Origin of the sequence: Streptococcus taonis (assembly GCF_029948085.1) — a bacterium.
In the GTDB taxonomy this organism is placed as follows: domain Bacteria; phylum Bacillota; class Bacilli; order Lactobacillales; family Streptococcaceae; genus Streptococcus; species Streptococcus taonis.
Genome location: NZ_JARZZP010000001.1, coordinates 75,692 through 93,827 on the forward strand (window position 1 = coordinate 75,692; position 18,136 = coordinate 93,827).

General features: G+C 36.6%; 18 protein-coding genes. 13 read left to right on the forward strand and 5 right to left on the reverse strand.

Features of this window, described 5'->3' with window-relative positions:
- Positions 1-89: 89 nt before the first annotated feature.
- Complete coding sequence (locus tag QEZ38_RS00310) at positions 90-824, reverse strand: amino acid ABC transporter ATP-binding protein (protein ID WP_281334619.1); 735 nt, start codon at positions 822-824, stop codon at positions 90-92.
- Positions 824-1,507, reverse strand: coding sequence for an amino acid ABC transporter permease (locus QEZ38_RS00315; RefSeq protein WP_281334620.1), 684 nt, complete (start codon positions 1,505-1,507; stop codon positions 824-826). The genes QEZ38_RS00310 and QEZ38_RS00315 overlap by 1 nt, the downstream gene beginning before the upstream one ends.
- Before the next feature lie 196 nt (positions 1,508-1,703).
- Here QEZ38_RS00315 and QEZ38_RS00320 point away from each other — a divergent pair, with 196 nt between their 5' ends.
- Both QEZ38_RS00320 and QEZ38_RS00325 read left to right on the forward strand, forming a co-directional pair.
- Complete coding sequence (locus QEZ38_RS00320) at positions 1,704-1,934, forward strand: DUF1797 family protein (protein WP_000443576.1); 231 nt, start codon at positions 1,704-1,706, stop codon at positions 1,932-1,934.
- A gap of 396 nt (positions 1,935-2,330) precedes the next feature.
- Positions 2,331-4,589, forward strand: coding sequence for an ATP-dependent Clp protease ATP-binding subunit (locus QEZ38_RS00325; RefSeq protein ID WP_281334621.1), 2,259 nt, complete (start codon positions 2,331-2,333; stop codon positions 4,587-4,589).
- A gap of 319 nt (positions 4,590-4,908) precedes the next feature.
- Here the strand turns inward: QEZ38_RS00325 and QEZ38_RS00330 are convergent, their stop codons facing one another.
- Positions 4,909-5,457, reverse strand: coding sequence for a hypothetical protein (locus tag QEZ38_RS00330; RefSeq protein ID WP_281334622.1), 549 nt, complete (start codon positions 5,455-5,457; stop codon positions 4,909-4,911).
- An 831-nt stretch (positions 5,458-6,288) separates the two neighbouring features.
- Between QEZ38_RS00330 and QEZ38_RS00335 the strand changes: the two genes are divergently transcribed.
- From QEZ38_RS00335 to QEZ38_RS00345, 3 genes are all read left to right on the forward strand, one after another.
- Positions 6,289-6,738 carry an NUDIX hydrolase gene (locus QEZ38_RS00335; RefSeq protein WP_045762885.1) on the forward strand — a complete coding sequence of 150 codons (450 nt, stop codon included), beginning with the start codon at positions 6,289-6,291 and terminating at the stop codon, positions 6,736-6,738.
- A gap of 63 nt (positions 6,739-6,801) precedes the next feature.
- Positions 6,802-7,101 (forward strand): DUF1827 family protein, encoded by a 300-nt coding sequence (locus tag QEZ38_RS00340; protein ID WP_000767183.1) that lies wholly within the window; start codon positions 6,802-6,804, stop codon positions 7,099-7,101.
- Positions 7,102-7,326: 225 nt separating this feature from the next.
- Positions 7,327-7,959 carry a GNAT family N-acetyltransferase gene (locus QEZ38_RS00345; RefSeq protein ID WP_281334623.1) on the forward strand — a complete coding sequence of 211 codons (633 nt, stop codon included), beginning with the start codon at positions 7,327-7,329 and terminating at the stop codon, positions 7,957-7,959.
- A gap of 34 nt (positions 7,960-7,993) precedes the next feature.
- Here the strand turns inward: QEZ38_RS00345 and metK are convergent, their stop codons facing one another.
- Positions 7,994-9,184: a methionine adenosyltransferase gene (gene metK / locus QEZ38_RS00350; RefSeq protein ID WP_000003967.1), complete on the reverse strand. Its 1,191-nt coding sequence runs from the start codon at positions 9,182-9,184 to the stop codon at positions 7,994-7,996.
- 238 nt (positions 9,185-9,422) lie between these two features.
- The gene (locus QEZ38_RS00355; protein WP_281334624.1) at positions 9,423-10,121 is read right to left on the reverse strand and encodes a GntR family transcriptional regulator; all 699 of its coding nucleotides are present in this window, start codon (positions 10,119-10,121) and stop codon (positions 9,423-9,425) included.
- A gap of 140 nt (positions 10,122-10,261) precedes the next feature.
- Here QEZ38_RS00355 and guaA point away from each other — a divergent pair, with 140 nt between their 5' ends.
- From guaA to QEZ38_RS00395, 8 genes are all read left to right on the forward strand, one after another.
- Positions 10,262-11,824 carry a glutamine-hydrolyzing GMP synthase gene (gene guaA / locus QEZ38_RS00360; RefSeq protein WP_281334625.1) on the forward strand — a complete coding sequence of 521 codons (1,563 nt, stop codon included), beginning with the start codon at positions 10,262-10,264 and terminating at the stop codon, positions 11,822-11,824.
- A gap of 251 nt (positions 11,825-12,075) precedes the next feature.
- Positions 12,076-12,411: a hypothetical protein gene (locus tag QEZ38_RS00365; RefSeq protein WP_281334626.1), complete on the forward strand. Its 336-nt coding sequence runs from the start codon at positions 12,076-12,078 to the stop codon at positions 12,409-12,411.
- Between the two features lie 345 nt (positions 12,412-12,756).
- Positions 12,757-13,053, forward strand: coding sequence for a hypothetical protein (locus QEZ38_RS00370; RefSeq protein ID WP_281334627.1), 297 nt, complete (start codon positions 12,757-12,759; stop codon positions 13,051-13,053).
- 15 nt (positions 13,054-13,068) lie between these two features.
- The gene (locus QEZ38_RS00375) at positions 13,069-13,410 is read left to right on the forward strand and encodes a hypothetical protein (RefSeq protein ID WP_281334628.1); all 342 of its coding nucleotides are present in this window, start codon (positions 13,069-13,071) and stop codon (positions 13,408-13,410) included.
- Positions 13,403-14,746, forward strand: a complete 1,344-nt coding sequence (locus QEZ38_RS00380; protein WP_281334629.1) for a cell division protein FtsK — start codon at positions 13,403-13,405, stop codon at positions 14,744-14,746. Before QEZ38_RS00375 ends, QEZ38_RS00380 begins: the two co-directional genes overlap by 8 nt.
- 268 nt (positions 14,747-15,014) lie before the next feature.
- Entirely contained in the window at positions 15,015-16,385 is a 1,371-nt protein-coding gene (locus tag QEZ38_RS00385; protein ID WP_281334630.1) for a Rep family protein, read from the forward strand.
- A gap of 66 nt (positions 16,386-16,451) precedes the next feature.
- Positions 16,452-16,649: a DUF3173 domain-containing protein gene (locus QEZ38_RS00390; RefSeq protein WP_281334631.1), complete on the forward strand. Its 198-nt coding sequence runs from the start codon at positions 16,452-16,454 to the stop codon at positions 16,647-16,649.
- A gap of 14 nt (positions 16,650-16,663) precedes the next feature.
- Positions 16,664-17,899: a tyrosine-type recombinase/integrase gene (locus QEZ38_RS00395; RefSeq protein ID WP_281334632.1), complete on the forward strand. Its 1,236-nt coding sequence runs from the start codon at positions 16,664-16,666 to the stop codon at positions 17,897-17,899.
- Positions 17,900-18,136 lie beyond the last annotated feature (237 nt).

Here is an 18,136-nt window from a genome sequence, read left to right on the forward strand (position 1 = left end):
TTGTCCCTCTAACACTTCTTACCTAAGAGACCTTATAGTCTGAAACTATAAGAAAAAGCCCACTTGGAGCTTTTCTAATAAACGATATTTTACAAAACCTTACTCAAGAAATCCTTGGTTCTTTGTTCTTGGGTTTGTTCAAAGACTTGCTCTGGAGTTCCATCTTCGACAACAATACCGTCAGCCATAAAGATGACGCGGTCTGCCACTTCACGCGCAAAACCCATCTCATGCGTCACGATGACCATAGTCATTCCTGACTTAGCAAGTTCTTGCATAACCGCTAGTACTTCCCCTACCATTTCTGGGTCTAGGGCAGAAGTCGGTTCATCAAAGAGTAGGACATCTGGTTCCATGGCAAGACCACGAGCAATAGCGATACGTTGTTGCTGCCCACCAGACAAACTTTGTGGATAAGCATCTGCCTTATCTGGTAAACCAACCTTTTCCAAGAGCTCATGCGCTCTCTTCTCAGCAACTTCCTTACTTTCCCCTTTGGTCTTGATAGGAGAAAGCGTGATGTTATCCTTCACTGTCATATTGGGGAAGAGATTGAACTGTTGGAAAACCATTCCCATCTTTTCACGCATGGCAAAGAGGTCGTTTTTCTTATCTGTAATGTCTACTCCTTCAAAGATAACCTTTCCTCTTGTCGCTTCTTCAAGGAGATTCATAGAGCGAAGGAGGGTTGACTTACCGCTACCAGATGGTCCGATAATCACCACAACTTCCCCTTTTTTGATTTCAAGATCAATTCCTTTTAAAACTTCATTCTTCCCAAAGTTTTTATGAAGGTTTTCAATTTTAATAAGCGTTTCAGTCATTATTTTTTCTCTCCTTGTCCCATACGATTTTCAAAAGCTTTCAAGGCTAGTGTCAAGATAGAGGTCATAATCAAGTAGTAAAAGGCTGCAAATAAGAGTGGAGTTAAAGGCAAGTAGGTGGTTGTTGACACCGTAGTAGCTCCATTCCACAATTCCATGACACCGATTGCTGACAAGAGTGAACTATCCTTGATAATGGTAATAAACTCATTCCCCAAGGCTGGCAAGATATTCTTGATAGCCTGTGGCAAGATGACATAGCGCATGGCATTTTTAGGACGAATCCCTAGAGAGTAAGCCGCCTCTAATTGACCTTTAGGTACTGCATTGATACCAGCACGAACTGTTTCTGATACATAGGCACCACTATTCATAGAGATAATGATAATCCCTGGAATCAAACGTGAAAAATCAACTCCCAAAACTCCAATCTGAATTGTCGGAGCATTGATATGCATAAGAGCAAAAGCAATCATGATCTGAACCATCATAGGTGTTCCACGGAAAATCCAAATATAAACATTGGCAAGCCAAGCTATGGGCTTTATTTTAGAACGTTGAGCAAAAGCCAAGACTACCCCTAAAATTGTCCCCAAAAAGACAACCAAAACAGAGATCAAGACTGTTACGAAAGCACCATAGTTAAAATATGGCAGATATTTAGGTAAAAAAGAAAAATTCATAAATCCACTACTTTCTAATTTCTAACTTAAAACTTGTATGAGTATAACATATTTTGAATAAAAATGCAATCTTTTTCCTTTCATTTTCAATAAAATTTCAAAGAAAACAGAAATAGCGAGAAATCTTAGTTTTTTCTAGTCAAGTGGATACTCTTTATGGTAAAATAGTAACGATAAGAAATGGAGGAGAATCAAAATGGAATCACATTTGGTTAGAATCATCAACCGCCTAGAAGCAATGACAAAAGATGGTGGTAACTTAAAACGTAACTTTGAGCGCGAGGGAGTTGTTGTAGCTGAAGTTGCTTTTAACCATGATGAAGAAAATGGCCCAATTTTTACACTTCGTGATGTTGAAGCGCGTGAAACATATACTTTTGACAGCATCGACTTGATTGCGATGGAAATTTACGAACTTCTATACTAATAATAGATATACAGAGGTTGGGACAAAAGATCCCGACCTCACTTTTTATTAGCAATCAAACTTTGACGCGATAGCTGATTGGACTTTTCGTTCGTCTTTTAGACTCCCAAAACTCCTAATCATCTTCGCGGGGCTTGGACTACGAAATCGAGACTTTGTCTATCGATTTTTCTCCCACCGCCTTTCACCAACTAGAATCCTTTTTGCATGACAAATAGGATTTTTTTCTTGCTATCAAAATCTTCTCCAGATTAGCGCTCTTCTATTTATAGTGCTAGTATCCAATCTTTTTACTTGAATTGCCCAATAATCATGATATAATTAAATTATATACTTGTTTGACTATTTTTGACCTTTTAGATTTAGTCAAGACTAAGAAAGAAATGAGGTGGCGGTATGCTCTGTCAAAACTGTAAAATCAATGACTCAACGATTCATCTTTATACCAATCTCAATGGACAACAAAAGCAAATCGATCTTTGCCAAAATTGCTACAAAATTATCAAAACAGATCCTAACAATAGCTTATTTAAAGGAATTACAGATTTAAACAACCGTGATTTTGATCCCTTTGGAGACTTCTTTAACGATCTCAACAACTTTAGACCTTCTTCTAATAACAACAATATCCCCCCAACTCAGTCAGGGGGTGGATACGGTGGAAATGGTGGCTATGGTGCCCAAAATCGTGGTCCTGCCCAAACCCCACCACCAATCCAGGAAAAAGGACTCTTGGATGAATATGGTATCAATGTCACTGAGATTGCCCGTCGTGGAAATATTGACCCTGTAATTGGCCGTGACGAAGAGATTATCCGTGTCATTGAAATCCTCAACCGCAGAACAAAAAACAACCCTGTCCTCATCGGTGAGCCCGGTGTTGGTAAGACAGCTGTTGTCGAAGGTTTAGCTCAGAAAATTGTTGATGGTGATGTTCCCCATAAGCTTCAAGGTAAAGAAGTCATCCGCTTAGATGTCGTTAGCCTTGTTCAAGGAACAGGTATCCGAGGTCAGTTTGAAGAGCGCATGCAAAAACTCATGGAAGAAATTCGTGAGCGCGAGGATGTTATTCTCTTCATTGACGAAATTCATGAAATTGTCGGTGCTGGTTCAGCAGGAGAAGGGAATATGGATGCAGGAAATATCCTAAAACCAGCTCTTGCTCGTGGCGAACTCCAACTAGTTGGTGCTACTACCCTCAATGAATACCGCATCATCGAAAAAGATGCTGCCCTTGAACGTCGTATGCAACCTGTTAAAGTTGATGAACCAACTGTGGAAGAAACCATCATTATCCTGAAAGGTATCCAAAAGAAATACGAAGATTACCATCACGTTCATTATACTGACGGCGCTATCGAAGCAGCTGCTACTCTTTCTAACCGCTACATCCAAGACCGTTTCTTGCCAGACAAGGCCATTGACCTCCTAGATGAAGCTGGTTCAAAAATGAACTTAACCTTGAATTTTGTAGATCCTAAGGTCATTGACCAACGCTTAATCGAAGCAGAAAATCTCAAGGCACAAGCAACCCGCGATGAAGATTTTGAAAAAGCAGCCTACTTCCGTGACCAGATTGCTAAGTACAAGGAAATGCAAAAGACCAAGGTAACGGATCAGGATACCCCAATCATCAGCGAAAAAACAATCGAACACATCATCGAGCAAAAGACTAATATCCCAGTTGGTGATTTGAAAGAAAAAGAACAGTCTCAACTGATCAACCTAGCAGATGACCTCAAGGCTCATGTTATTGGTCAAGATGATGCAGTTGATAAGATCGCTAAAGCTATCCGTCGTAACCGTGTTGGACTCGGTACTCCAAACCGTCCAATCGGTAGCTTCCTCTTTGTTGGGCCTACCGGTGTCGGTAAAACAGAACTTTCTAAACAACTAGCTATCGAACTCTTTGGCTCTGCTGACAGCATGATTCGCTTTGATATGAGTGAATACATGGAAAAACACAGTGTGGCTAAACTCGTCGGTGCCCCTCCAGGATACGTAGGCTATGATGAAGCAGGTCAATTGACTGAAAAAGTTCGTCGTAACCCCTACTCACTGATCCTCTTGGATGAAGTTGAAAAAGCCCATCCAGATGTTATGCATATGTTCCTTCAAGTCTTGGATGATGGTCGTTTAACGGATGGTCAAGGTCGTACTGTTAGCTTTAAAGACGCCATCATTATCATGACCTCAAATGCAGGTACAGGTAAGGCAGAAGCTAGTGTTGGATTTGGTGCTGCTAGAGAAGGCCGTACTAACTCTGTTCTTGGAGAATTAGGCAACTTCTTTAGCCCAGAATTCATGAACCGTTTTGATGGCATTATCGAATTCAAGGCTCTCAGCAAGGAAAATCTCCTTCAAATCGTTGACCTCATGTTAGATGATGTCAATAAACGACTCTCAAGCAATAACATCCATTTGGATGTAACAGATAAGGTTAAAGAAAAACTTGTAGACCTTGGTTATGATCCAAAAATGGGAGCTCGCCCACTCCGTCGTACCATTCAAGATCATATCGAAGATGCAATCACGGACTATTACCTTGAAAATCCAAGCGAGAAAAACCTCAAAGCCGTCATGACTAGCAATGGTACGATTCAAATCAAATCTGCCAAAAAAACTGAAAAGATTGCTTCTGAAAAAGAAGAATAAATCTCATAAAAAGAACAGGAAACAAGATTTCCTGTTCTTTTTTAATTTTCCTCTTGAACTTGATAGCGAAGAATTGTTTTCAATTTGCTTGAATCCGTGAAGAATCTTTTAGAAAAATCAATCGATGTAGATCTTTTGAGTTTATCAAATCCAGAAAGCAACTCCATCCTGAAATAATCAATTGCTAGTATTTCCACCGCATCTTAATCAGACAACATGTAAGTATACAGATTATCACTTTCTAAGATATATAGTTGTTCAAATTCCCATATTTTTTTAGAAGCTAATTTATATAGCAACAAAAGATTAAAATGTAACTCTACTTATTATTTTTGAGATTATTAAAATCAATGGTATTTTTATATAAAAATACTATTATTATAAAATATAAACAATACAAATAGTTAACAAGATGTTGATGATCCTTAATGTATAATATCAAATCAAAAAAAATATCAAATTTATTTTCCTGTTCAGAATTTATAAACTCTGGAACAAAACTATTAATTTCATCAGCAAATTTCAAATACAAATTGTTTAAAATCGTGAATAAATTACTATTTGATAGCAAAAGTAATAATGTTAAAAGTTTGTAATTTTTTATGAATTTATAAAAATTAAAGAAGTAGAAATGAAGGTTTGTTAACCAATCCTTTTCAGGTAAAGATTTAAAAAGATAAATTTTGACATCATTAATTCTGTTATTATATTTTTTTAAAGCAAACAATAATATTATTGATTCTAACATAATAAGCATTCTATAATTTATTCCCATTAATTCAAGAAAAATTCCAAAACACATATCAATAAAAAATTTAAAAGTGGATAGTAGTCCTAAAACCATAATCGGTTTTAACATTTTCTTCATATTTCCTCCATATTTTCATTGAACCCCATTAGAACTTCAAACAGTATTATATATATATCGATTATAATATATCATATAAAACCTTAATTGTCCAACCTAAAAATCTACTTATAATCAAGAATCAGTAATGATTCAAAAATGGATTTCAACCTTGCTAATAATAAATTTAAAAAATTTTTTTGTTATCAAAATACTATTAAATAGGACGATAGTTTTACTTTCTTAGTTTCAGAAAGGATAAAATTTATAACAAAATCTTGCTTTAAAAAGTGCCCCTAACCTTTTTAAGTATCGAAAAAGGGAAAATTATTACTATACTCAATTGTTCAATATTTTGGTAATTTGTTCATACAGATACTTCAAATAATTAAGCTATTTTATAGTAAGTTTCATGATATGTTGAACTCCCTTTTCTTAGAGAGTTGGGAGAAAGTACAAAATAGTCTTGATTCCGACATATAATTATCTCCCCTTTGTTATAACTGTTAAAGTAATTAAGTAGGAAGAAGATTGAATAACCAAATGTTAATCAATACAAAGCAGCTTTTTCTGCACAAGTTCGTTAGTTTATTCTCGTAACTCGTCCACTCCGTCGTACCATCCAAGACTACATCGAAGATGCGATTACAGACTACTACCTTGAAAATCCAAGTGAGAAAAACCTCAAGGCTGTCATGACTAGCAATGGTAAAATCATGATTAAATCAAAAAATAAATTGGAAACAGTTGACTCAAATGACTAATTCCACATACTAAAAGAATGTTCTTACTTGACAGTAAGAGCATTCTTTAATATGATAGAAAGAAAGCGCACACATAAAGGAGAAATTTATGACAAATCCAACCTTTGGAGAAAAAAAAGAGGGTGTAACCTACAAAACTAGATATGGTGTTTATGCAGTCATCCCTGACTCAGCACATGAAAAGATTATCCTCGTTCAAGCTCCAAATGGTGCATGGTTCTTGCCTGGTGGCGAGATTGAAGCAGGCGAAGATCATTTTGAAGCTCTCAAACGAGAACTAATTGAAGAATTAGGTTTTACAGCTGAGATTGGCACTTATTATGGTCAAGCAGATGAGTATTTCTATTCCAGCCATCGTGATACTTACTACTACAATCCAGCCTATCTTTACGAAGCTACTTCTTATCAAGAAATCCAAAAACCTTTGGAGGACTTCAATCATCTAGCTTGGTTCCCAATCGATGAAGCCATTGCTAACTTAAAGCGTGGTAGTCATAAATGGGCAATTGAAGCTTGGAAAAAACAGCATCAAGTTTAAATTAACTTTTCCAATTTTTCCAAAAAGTGCTATAATAGAAATAGAAACACAGGAGGAAAGCCTATGAAGCTCATCAACACTACTAATTCTCACTCAAACCTTGTTAAAAGCCAACTGGAGAGTACCGACGCTACACTCGTAGAAGTCTACTCGGCAGGCAATACTGATGTTATCTTTACTCAGGCACCGCTTCATTATGAAATCCTCATTTCCAATAAACATCGTGCTATCCGCGAACAAGAAATAGAAAAAATCCAAGAATTTTTCTTGAATCGCAAGATCGAAAAGCAAAATATCGATGAAGCTAATATCAAGACCCTCTACTCTGAAAAATTGATTGAAATCTCAATCCCAACAAAATAAAACTTAGCAATATTTGGAAAACACTCTAAAAAGTTAAAATTTTTAGAGTGTTCTTTGTCTGTCTAATCCTATATTCTAGAATCAGATTCAGCGTTACAGAAAGAGTTTTCTAACAATCCTTCACTTACTAAGTCTGGCAATATTTTTGTAAAAACTCGGTACTTGATCATCAAAATAATTAATTCTACTATTATAATTTACTAACATTAAAAAAGGAGCCCATAAATGGAGAAAATAGTATACAGAAAAGCAAGGCTAGACGAATACCAAAAAATTGGAAAAGTAATAGCCGATAGCTTCTTTGATTATCCATTTTTAACTCTAATCATAGATGATCTCAAGAAACCTGAAAACTATCCTGCTTTTTTAGAACTATTAGAAAGTCTCCTTACTCGCCTCTATATCAAAGAAGAAACCTGTTTAGTAGCTGAACAAGACGGAGAAATCCTAGCGGTCGCCTTATTACAACAAAATGATTTTTCTATCCTATCTTACTTGCTAAATGGTGTCATAAAACTGTTTCGCTACATTAGCCCACGAAATTTTTTGAAGTATCTTGATTTAGTAGACCGTTCCGAAGAACATTTGAAAAAATCTAATAGCTTTGACTGGTATTTGATGCTCCTTGCAGTCAATCCATCCGTTAAAGGACAAGGAGTGGGCAGTGCTTTTCTTAGAGACGTAGTTGAACCCTATGTCAAATCCAAGGGCTGCAAGCGCTTAGGACTCATTACCAGTACAGAAAAAAATGTTCCATTCTATAAAAAGAATGAATATGTATTACTAGATTTCATGGAATTAGAGTACGGGACTAAGTCCATTGGGAACTGGGCTTTTTTAAAGACTATCAATAAATAACTAAAAAAGGAGTTTATATCAACTCCTTTTTACTTTATTTAACTGCTTCTTTCAAGGCATCAACCTTATCCAAGCGTTCCCATGGAAGATCGATATCTGTACGTCCCATGTGTCCATAAGCCGCTGTTTGACGGTAAATTGGACGTTTGAGGTCAAGCATTTGAATGATTCCTGCTGGACGAAGGTCAAAGATTTGACGTGCTGCTTTTTCAAGCTTGCTTTCAGCTACTGTTCCAGTACCGAAGGTATCGATACGAACAGATACAGGTTGAGCTACACCAATGGCATAAGCCAATTGAACTTCTGCTTTCTTAGCGAGACCTGCAGCAACGATATTTTTGGCAATGTAGCGAGCTGCATAAGAAGCTGAACGGTCAACCTTAGTCGCATCCTTACCAGAGAAGGCACCACCACCGTGACGTGAGTAACCACCATAAGTATCCACGATGATCTTACGACCAGTCAAACCTGAGTCTCCTTGAGGTCCTCCGATAACGAAACGACCTGTTGGATTGATGAAGAATTTAGTTTCATCGTCAAGATAAGATGCTGGAATCACTTCTTTGATAACCTTGTTAATCACATCTTCATGAATTTGTTCATTGCTAACTTCTGGATCGTGTTGAGTTGAAATAACGACTGTATCCACGCGTACTGGCTGGTCATTTTCATCATATTCAACAGTAACTTGTGATTTAGCATCTGGACGAAGATAGCTAATTTCACCAGACTTACGAAGTTCTGCCAAACGACGAACCAACTTGTGGCTGAGTGAGATTGGAAGTGGCATGAGTTCTTCAGTTTCATTAACCGCAAAACCAAACATGAGACCTTGGTCTCCAGCTCCAATCAAATCAAGTGGATCTTGATCTGCGTTTCCACGAACTTCCAAGGCTTCATTAACACCTTGGGCGATATCTGGAGATTGCTCTACCAATGATGGATGAACTCCTACTGTTTCAGCTGAGAATCCATACTCAGTGTTGGTATAGCCAATCTCTGCAATCGTATCACGTACCACACGGTTAATATCTACATAGGCATTGGTTGAAATTTCACCAAAAACATGAACTGAACCAGTATAAACAGCTGTTTCAGCAGCAACGTGGGCTTCTGGATCTTGCTCTAAAATAGCATCCAAGATAGCATCTGAAATTTGGTCTGCAATCTTATCTGGATGCCCCTCAGATACAGATTCAGACGTGAATAATTTACGTTCTGACATAAAAATGTCCCCCCTTAAAAAATATTCGTTATAGAGTTACAAAGTACTGGTAGAGAATCGATAAACAACGTTCACTACCACCTTATCGGGACCATATAACCTAACTATTATAACACGAATCTTTGAAAAATACTCGTATGATTACTATTTTTCTCAGAAGGAAAATGTTTTCTAATCTTAACCAAATAAAAACCCTTAAAGTGAATAGGATTTCCAACTTCAAGAGTTTTCTTTAAAACTAATTATTTTCTAGATAAAACTCAAAACGTTCTCCGACGTATTGGCTCTTTACATACTCAAAAGCTGTCCCGTCATCAAAGTAAGAAACCTGAGTCAAACCTAAAATTGCATGCCCTTTTTCGACCTCTAAGTAATGAGCAATTTTTTCTTTGGCTAAGCGAGCATATATAGTCTGGTGAGACTTACCAATCCGATAACCATGTTTCTGCAAGGTTTGAAAGAAGTGCTTGGTTACTTCTTCTTTCTTAAAATTTTTGATAAATTTCTCAGGAATCGACGCCACTTCATAGACAACAGGGACTTTGTCAGCATAGCGAACACGTTCCATCCGGATAATATTTTCAGTGGCCTTAATCCCTAATTTTTCAACTTCTTGCTCATTAGGGATCGTTCGACGATAGGAAATCAGATGACTCGATGGTGTTTTACCCTGAGCTTTTACAATTTCCGTAAAACTAGTTGTCCCACGCATTTTTTCCTGAACACGAGTACTAGAAACAAAGGTCCCACTACCCACACGACGCTCCAAAACCCCCTCCTCGACCAAAAGGGAGATGGCTTGACGCAGGGTCATACGGCTAACCTCAAATTCCTCAGCTAAGTCTCGCTCACTTGGAAGTCTTTCTCCAATTTTCCAATTTCCCTCGTCAATACCTTTTTTGATTTGGTCATGAATTTTCATATAAGCTGGTAACATGCATGCTCACTTCTTTTCTTTATTTTTTCCATTGTACCCTATCTCATGGGGAAAAGTCAAACTGCACTTGTTTGGTTGGTAATTCTGGGGCATTTATGATAGAATATTCAAGAAGATATTTCTTTTAAGAAAGGGAAAAGATGACCAACATTTCAACTGATTTGCAAGATGTCGAAAAGATCATCGTACTGGACTATGGTAGCCAGTATAACCAACTTATCTCACGTCGTATCCGTGAGATTGGTGTCTTTTCAGAACTAAAAAGTCACAAGATTTCGGCTGACGAAGTCCGCGCGATCAATCCTATCGTGATTGTACTTTCAGGTGGTCCAAACTCTGTTTATGAAGAAGGCTCATTTGATATTGATCCAGAGATTTTTGAACTTGGAATTCCAATTTTAGGAATCTGCTACGGTATGCAGCTATTAACTCACAAGCTTGGAGGAAAGGTTGTTCCTGCAGGTGATGCTGGTAACCGCGAGTATGGACAATCCACTCTTACTCACACTGAGTCTGCTCTTTTTGCGGGTACTCCAGATGAGCAACTTGTCTTGATGAGCCACGGGGATGCTGTTACTGAAATTCCAGCTGATTTTATCCGTACTGGTACATCAGCAGACTGCCCATACGCATCTATTGAAAATCCAGATAAGAAAATCTACGGTATCCAATTCCACCCAGAGGTTCGTCACTCAGTTCACGGTTATGATATCCTTCGTAACTTTGCCTTGAATATCTGTGGTGCCAAAGGTGACTGGACTATGGATAACTTTATCGAGATGCAAATCAAACAAATCCGTGAAAAGGTTGGAGACAAACGTGTTCTCCTTGGTCTTTCAGGTGGTGTTGACTCTTCTGTTGTTGGGGTTCTTCTCCAAAAAGCCATCGGAGATCAATTGATCTGTATCTTTGTAGACCACGGTCTTCTCCGTAAAGGGGAGGCTGACCAAGTTATGGATATGCTTGGTGGTAAGTTTGGTTTGAACATTGTCAAAGCAGACGCTGCCAAACGTTTCTTGGATAAATTGGCAGGTGTTTCTGATCCTGAACAAAAACGTAAGATTATCGGTAATGAATTTGTCTATGTCTTTGATGATGAAGCAAGCAAACTGAAAGATGTGAAATTCCTTGCGCAAGGTACTCTTTATACAGACGTTATCGAGTCAGGTACTGATACTGCTCAAACTATTAAATCTCACCACAACGTTGGTGGACTTCCAGAAGACATGCAGTTTGAACTCATCGAACCACTCAACACTCTTTACAAGGATGAGGTTCGTGCCCTTGGTACTGAACTTGGTATGCCAGACCACATCGTGTGGCGCCAACCATTCCCAGGACCAGGTCTTGCTATCCGTGTCATGGGTGAAATCACTGAAGAAAAACTTGAAACAGTCCGCGAATCAGACGCTATCCTTCGTGAAGAAATCGCTAAAGCTGGTCTTGACCGCGACATTTGGCAATACTTCACTGTTAACACTGGAGTTCGTTCAGTAGGTGTTATGGGTGACGGTCGTACTTATGACTATACCATCGCTATCCGTGCTATCACTTCTATCGACGGAATGACAGCTGACTTCGCTAAGATTCCATGGGAAGTTCTTCAAAAAATCTCAGTACGTATCGTAAATGAAGTTGACCACGTTAACCGCATCGTCTACGATATTACAAGTAAACCACCTGCAACTGTTGAGTGGGAATAAAATATAAAAGTAACTTTGGCTAAGAATCCTTGATTTAACAGCATTTTAACAACTGTATAAAGTATTAGAATGAGATAAATATATTTGGATTGTCTCCAGAGTGTCTCCAAAGGATCCCTGTTCAAATGAATAGGGGTTTTTTATTTATGTTTCTTATCCTCCTAATTCAACAGAGTTGCTTACACTGTTGAATATTTTTTATCTTTTTGATATACTGACTATATATTTTATTTTTGGCAAGGAGAAACATTATGTCAAATCAAAAATCAAATTACAATAAACTAGAACGAGAGATAAATAGTATTAGTTCTTCACTCAGTTATGGACAGTTTAAATCAAAGCTAAATGAGATACTAAACGACAATACCTTATCGCGAGAAGAATATGTAAAATTAGTTCGACAACTGACAAAACTATTCATTAAAATTTTAAAAGACGAAAATTCAATTAAGAAACTAACAATTGAATTTCTGTATAACTTTGAACATAGCACACAAGATCAAAAGCTGATAAGCGATTATTTGGAAGACTGTGATTTTCAAGTCAGCATGCAAGAGCTCGCAAATATTAATAATCTTTATTTGTAACTGTTTGATCTATGTATTATAATTTAATAAGGAAATTTTTAATATCTAAATGAATGATTATTTTTACAAGAGGAATTTACACACTTGACCATTCAAAGTTCATATGATAGAATAAAAGTGTAAATAATTATATTGACATTGCGTAGATAAATGTAAAACACTCAATGTAAAACACTAAATGTAAAACACTAAATGTAAAACACTAAAAGTAAAACCTCAACGTAAAACACTAAATGTAAAGAAGCAATGCAAATCTATTTTGTGTTGTTTTTTTGTATGTCAATATGATACTACTTCTGACGTAGTGCTGTCAGATAGAAGGTTTTAAAGATTTGAGGTAACCGCATGGTTAATACATCCGAACTTAAGCAAATGCTTCGTGAATTACGTGCTAATCGATTGACTAACTATAGTGAGATAGCTTATCAATGGATTAGCCACGATTGGCATTTTGAAAATGTACCAATAAAATTGAGAAAACATTGGTACAGTCAGGATAATTTGTCATTTATAACATTGTCAATTAACTACGATTCAGATATTGACAGTATGTCGCATAATGACTTAGAAATCTGGATTGATAATGAACGTCGTCTTATCTCTCGTTTAGAGAATATATTCTCTAGCATTGAAAACAAATAGAAAGAGGAGGCACTTATGGCAATACCATATTGGACTAGAAGCCTTGATGAGGTTTTAAAACAAGAGACACAACCTAAAGTTATGATTAGCAAAAAAAATGGTAATGAATATACAGCTGATGTTATTCCTGTTCTAAAAGTACTTTCGACTGGTTCTGTTGAAGAAATTAACGGAAAATTCAAATATTCCATTGTTGATATCAACAATGACCTAGAATACTCTATCAAAGCACCTAACAAGCTTGATATTCAATTCGGCACAATTCTTCAATTCAAAAACGTTAGGGGCGGTGTAACCTCTAACGGCTACGGTTGGTATGCTGCTGACTCAGTAGCAGTGGTTCCACGAAATGCTTAAGCATAAGTATAGAAAAATCAAACGAACAAAAAATTGTAAACTACAAGACTATCAACTCTTTGTGATAGTCTTTGCGGTTACAATATGGGTAACTGTATTGATATTCTTCATAAGTAAAACAGTAACAGAAGCATCATCATTACTAGTTTACAGTGTTTCTGCAAATATCATTACTTTTCTTATACTACTTTATACATTATCACGACGTGAAGAAGTTTCAACTTTTTCCATACCTGTTATGTCAAACGATGCAGGTAGATTAGCTAAAAAACTAAAGCGATTGTTCAATGACAAACAGATTACTGATGTACTAAAACTATCAAATACAACTCGATATGGCGATGAAATGCCAGAAATCGAAGTCTGGTTAGATAATGGCTTATTGGAGGGATATATAGCTATTGAAAACATTGCAAATTGGGAACGTGCTGATCGTGAAAAGTTTGAACAACGTGTATCTGGTATATTAGCTGGTAAGTATCAACGGTTTGCCGTTATTAACTCTGAACTCACTGCTGGAGATAGTTTCATTCTCTTCTACTTTGAAGATACACTAACTTCAAAGCGTCTACTAGTTAAGGATAATCTAGATTCATTACAACCTTTTCTAAGTGATGATAGCCATACAATACAATTATCCAAAGACCTAATGTGGCATTCCGATATCACTCCTATGTTGAGTATTATTGCACGTACACGTGCAGGTAAGTCGGTACTCGCTGGTAGGTACATGGCAAGGTTGATGCTATTACAAGGTTGGTTTGTTGAGTACAATTCATCAAAATATGACCGCTACGTTAAAGAATTTAATGGAGAATCAGACCCTATCCAGATTGTAGAGCGTGCCGAATACTGGTGTTCAGTTATGGATAATCGACTTGCTAAAATTAACGAGGCAGGAAAAGAAAAATATACCGAAATGGACAATATGCCTGATATTGGGCTATTCTTCGATGAATTGGGCAATCTAAACGCTTCACTAGAATCATTAGATAAGGTCAATAGAAGCATTAAAATCACTTTGCGCTGGACTACTGCCATTAACCGACTTTCAGCTACTGGTGGCTCTGCTGGGATTCATATTATCGCCATTAGTCAGTTTGCTACTAAGGAGGGCTTTCTTCCATCGTTGGCTCGTGTAAACTGCTCTGACGCCGTTATCATGCTAGGTGGTGCTGCCGATTCTGCCGATGAACGAAAATATCTTATGAGCGGATTCGCTGATATGCCTAAGAAAAGTTATGGAAAAGGTCAAGGACTAGCTCGTATTTTAGGCTCTGGTAAAAAATGGGAAGTTCCACATTTTTTTGAAACCCCATTTTTTGATGATAATTAAAATCATATAATTTAACTGACTAGAAACATCTGTCAGTTAAATTAAATGATTCTTGACGAAGCCGACGAGTCACGAGGTCGGTCATCTCGAAGAGATGAAACAAAACTAACTCTAACTATTCCAACGCCTGCACGGCACTGGGCTTGTCAAGTGCCGTGCATAGCAAAAAGCTAGATAAATTAGGAATTTGTGAGGTCTCGAGCAATGTATAAATCCTATTTTATTTAGGGAATAGTTGAAAGAATAATTAAAAAGGACTATCTTAATAATGACAAAAAAAGAAGCTAATCTCACTGCCATTATGCTAGTTCAACAATTAGAAGATGAATATTGGCAAACTTGGGATAACAAAACACCTGTAAAGTTAGCTAGAGAAGATAATATACGTCCCTTACTTGAAGCAGTGACTGACAAGTTAAATAAAGCTGATATTCCTGTTAAAGAAGCATATGGTATTAAACATGATAAAGATGAAATAAGTATTTGGAATCAAGAATTGATGAGGAATGTGAACGAAAAGAAAACTGAACATATTCACTTTCTCTTCAAATTTGAGACTGGTGCTTCATTATCAAAGATTGCTCTCGCTATTGGAGTCGAATCACAATATCTTGAAAAACTTAAATCAGGGCGCTATGGGTACGATAACTGTTTAGCTTACTTAGTTCATGCAAAAGATGAAACCAAATACCAATACCAACCTGACGAAGTTGTGACAGTTAAAGGTGAAGATTATACCAGTATTTACCATCGAAGCATGAAAACGTGGGTTAAAGGTCGAGCAACAAAAAAAGCTAAGGAAACGAATCTTAGTATTGATTGGCTAATTGAACAAATATTAGCTGGCGAAGTGACTAAAAGTAATATCATGCTTACGGATGAGTATTACGCTATTTATGGGCAACATAAACGAAAAATAAACGAAGCTTTAGATACAGCTGGGGAACGAAAATGTTATCGAACAATTGCTGAGCTTGAATCAGGAAAATTCAAAAAAACAATCCTTTTTATCAATGCTGAAAGTGGAGCAGGAAAAACACTGTACAGCAAAAAACTGATAACATTATTGCAGGATATAGCTCTTAAATACGGTCAAACTTGGGATTACTGTGTAACAGCTTCCACTAATGCTTTTGATGAGTATAATGGTCAAGAAATTTTGTTCCTTGATGATATAAAAGGAGACAGCTTAACCGTATCGGATTGGCTAAAATTATTAGACCCTTACATGATTAGCCCAATTTCAGCAAGATATCACAATAAGATGGGGGCAGCTAAAGTCATCATTATCACTAATACGAATGAACCAATTAGATTTTTTGAACATGCGAAAGGAAGTATTGGAGAAGACCTTGGGCAATTTGTACGGCGGATTGATTATCTGGTTCAAATAGAAGATGTGTTTCGTCTGTCAATCCCTTTAAAACATACTCCTCCAACTCCAAAAGTCAATGTTTCTTGGTATGAACCCAGATACTATTCTTTCAAGTTCTCAGAAATTGGACAATATGACAGAAACGAAGCAACCAACAAACTTGTAAAACAAGTGATTCAAAACATGCAATGGAATAAACCAAAAAAGGTTATCAATGCCAGCGACCAAACTAACAATGATAACCACCACTCAAAACAAAAATAGTCAACAACCACCTTTGTTGTTGCTATTATCTCATAAGTTTTTAATAATTTCAAGAGGTACAACAATATGAATAATCATACTATTACTTACAACGATTTAGTTAATCTCGGTTATCCAAAAGCAACCGCACAACAAATTATTCGACAAACAAAACTAAATATGGTAAAACAGGGGTATACTTTATATAGCAATAGGCGACTCGGAACGGTACCTATTTCTGCTGTTGAAAAGGTTCTTGGCTTTAAGTTACTGCTGAATGAATAGAAAGTAGGTAATTTATGGCCAAAACAAGCTTCCAAGATGTGTATATTGATAACAAAGGGCAATTCTACTATGAAGTAAGTCTAGGAAACGATAAAATCACTGGTAAACGTATTAAGAAAAAAGGTCGAAGAAACTCGAATGGGAAAAAGTTTACTACTGCAAAAGAAGCCTATACAGAAGCTATTAGGATAAAGAGTGATTATCTTCAATCAGAAGGCTACTATAATTATGATATGACATATGAGCAGTATATGAATACAGTTTATTTACCTTACTATCAGTCAGAAGTAAGTGAGCATACTTATGCTACTCGCAAGCCAGTCATTAAGCTCATTATCAATCGATTTAGAAAAAAAAAGCTTAAAGATATAACTGTTCGCGAAATTCAAAATTTCAGAACATGGTTATTATCTAAAAAAGGTGCTAACTATTCGCAAGCATATGCTGGTCTTACATTCGGTACTTTTAGAAAGTCATTGGATTTCGCTGTGGATATGCAGTATCTACAGAAAAATGTTTCATTGAAAGTAAAAGCTATTCCAAAAGGAAAAACTGTCGCTGAATATTGGACGAAAAATGACTTTGAAGAAGTTATCAGTAATATTTGTATCTCTGATTTCTACGAGCATCTATGCTTCGTTATGCTATGGCTCTATTTTTGCACTGGTGTACGTGTAAACGAAGGAACGGCTATCTGGTGGAATGACATTGATTTTGACAAAAAGGAGCTTAGAGTATCTCATATGCTGATTATGTTAAATAAAAATAATTGGCAAAGGCAAAATCATACTAAAACAGATTCCGGACTCCGTATCATTTCATTAGATGATGATACAATTCAAATTTTGAAAGCGTGGAAAGAACGTCAGTCAAAACTAGGAAAGGTAAATTTTGTTTTAAGCTATGATGGCAACCCAATGCTCAAGTCAACCATTTCACGTATCATCAAACGTTATGCCAAATTGGCAAACGTACCTTTGATTCAAGCAAAAGGACTTCGACATTCTCATGCTTCTTATCTCATCAATGAACTTAATGCTTCTGTTCTGATTGTCTCTAAACGACTTGGACACTCTAGCCCAGAAATTACTTTAAAACATTATGCTCATATGTGGTCAGGTGTTGATAAGGAACTTGCAAATGAAATGACTGGATTAATCAATATACGATATGCGGAAAATACTAAAATCAATTTCAACGGAAATCAAGCATTACTGAGAGAGTCTCCAAAACTGTCTCCAAAATCATAGCAACAAGCTAAAAATACTGTTATATCAACGATTACAAGCGCTTATTTAGTCGTTGAGTGGGAGTAGAATTAACAAACTTAAAAAAGCCCTAGAAACCAATGTTTCTTAGGCTTTTTATTTTACTTTGACAACATTTTAACAACTAAAAATCTTAATCTTCTTCTGCCCTTAAGAACTTTTAACAATTTAGGTACTTTCTTAATTGTTCTTTATACCATTCTTCTCACTACTCTGCTA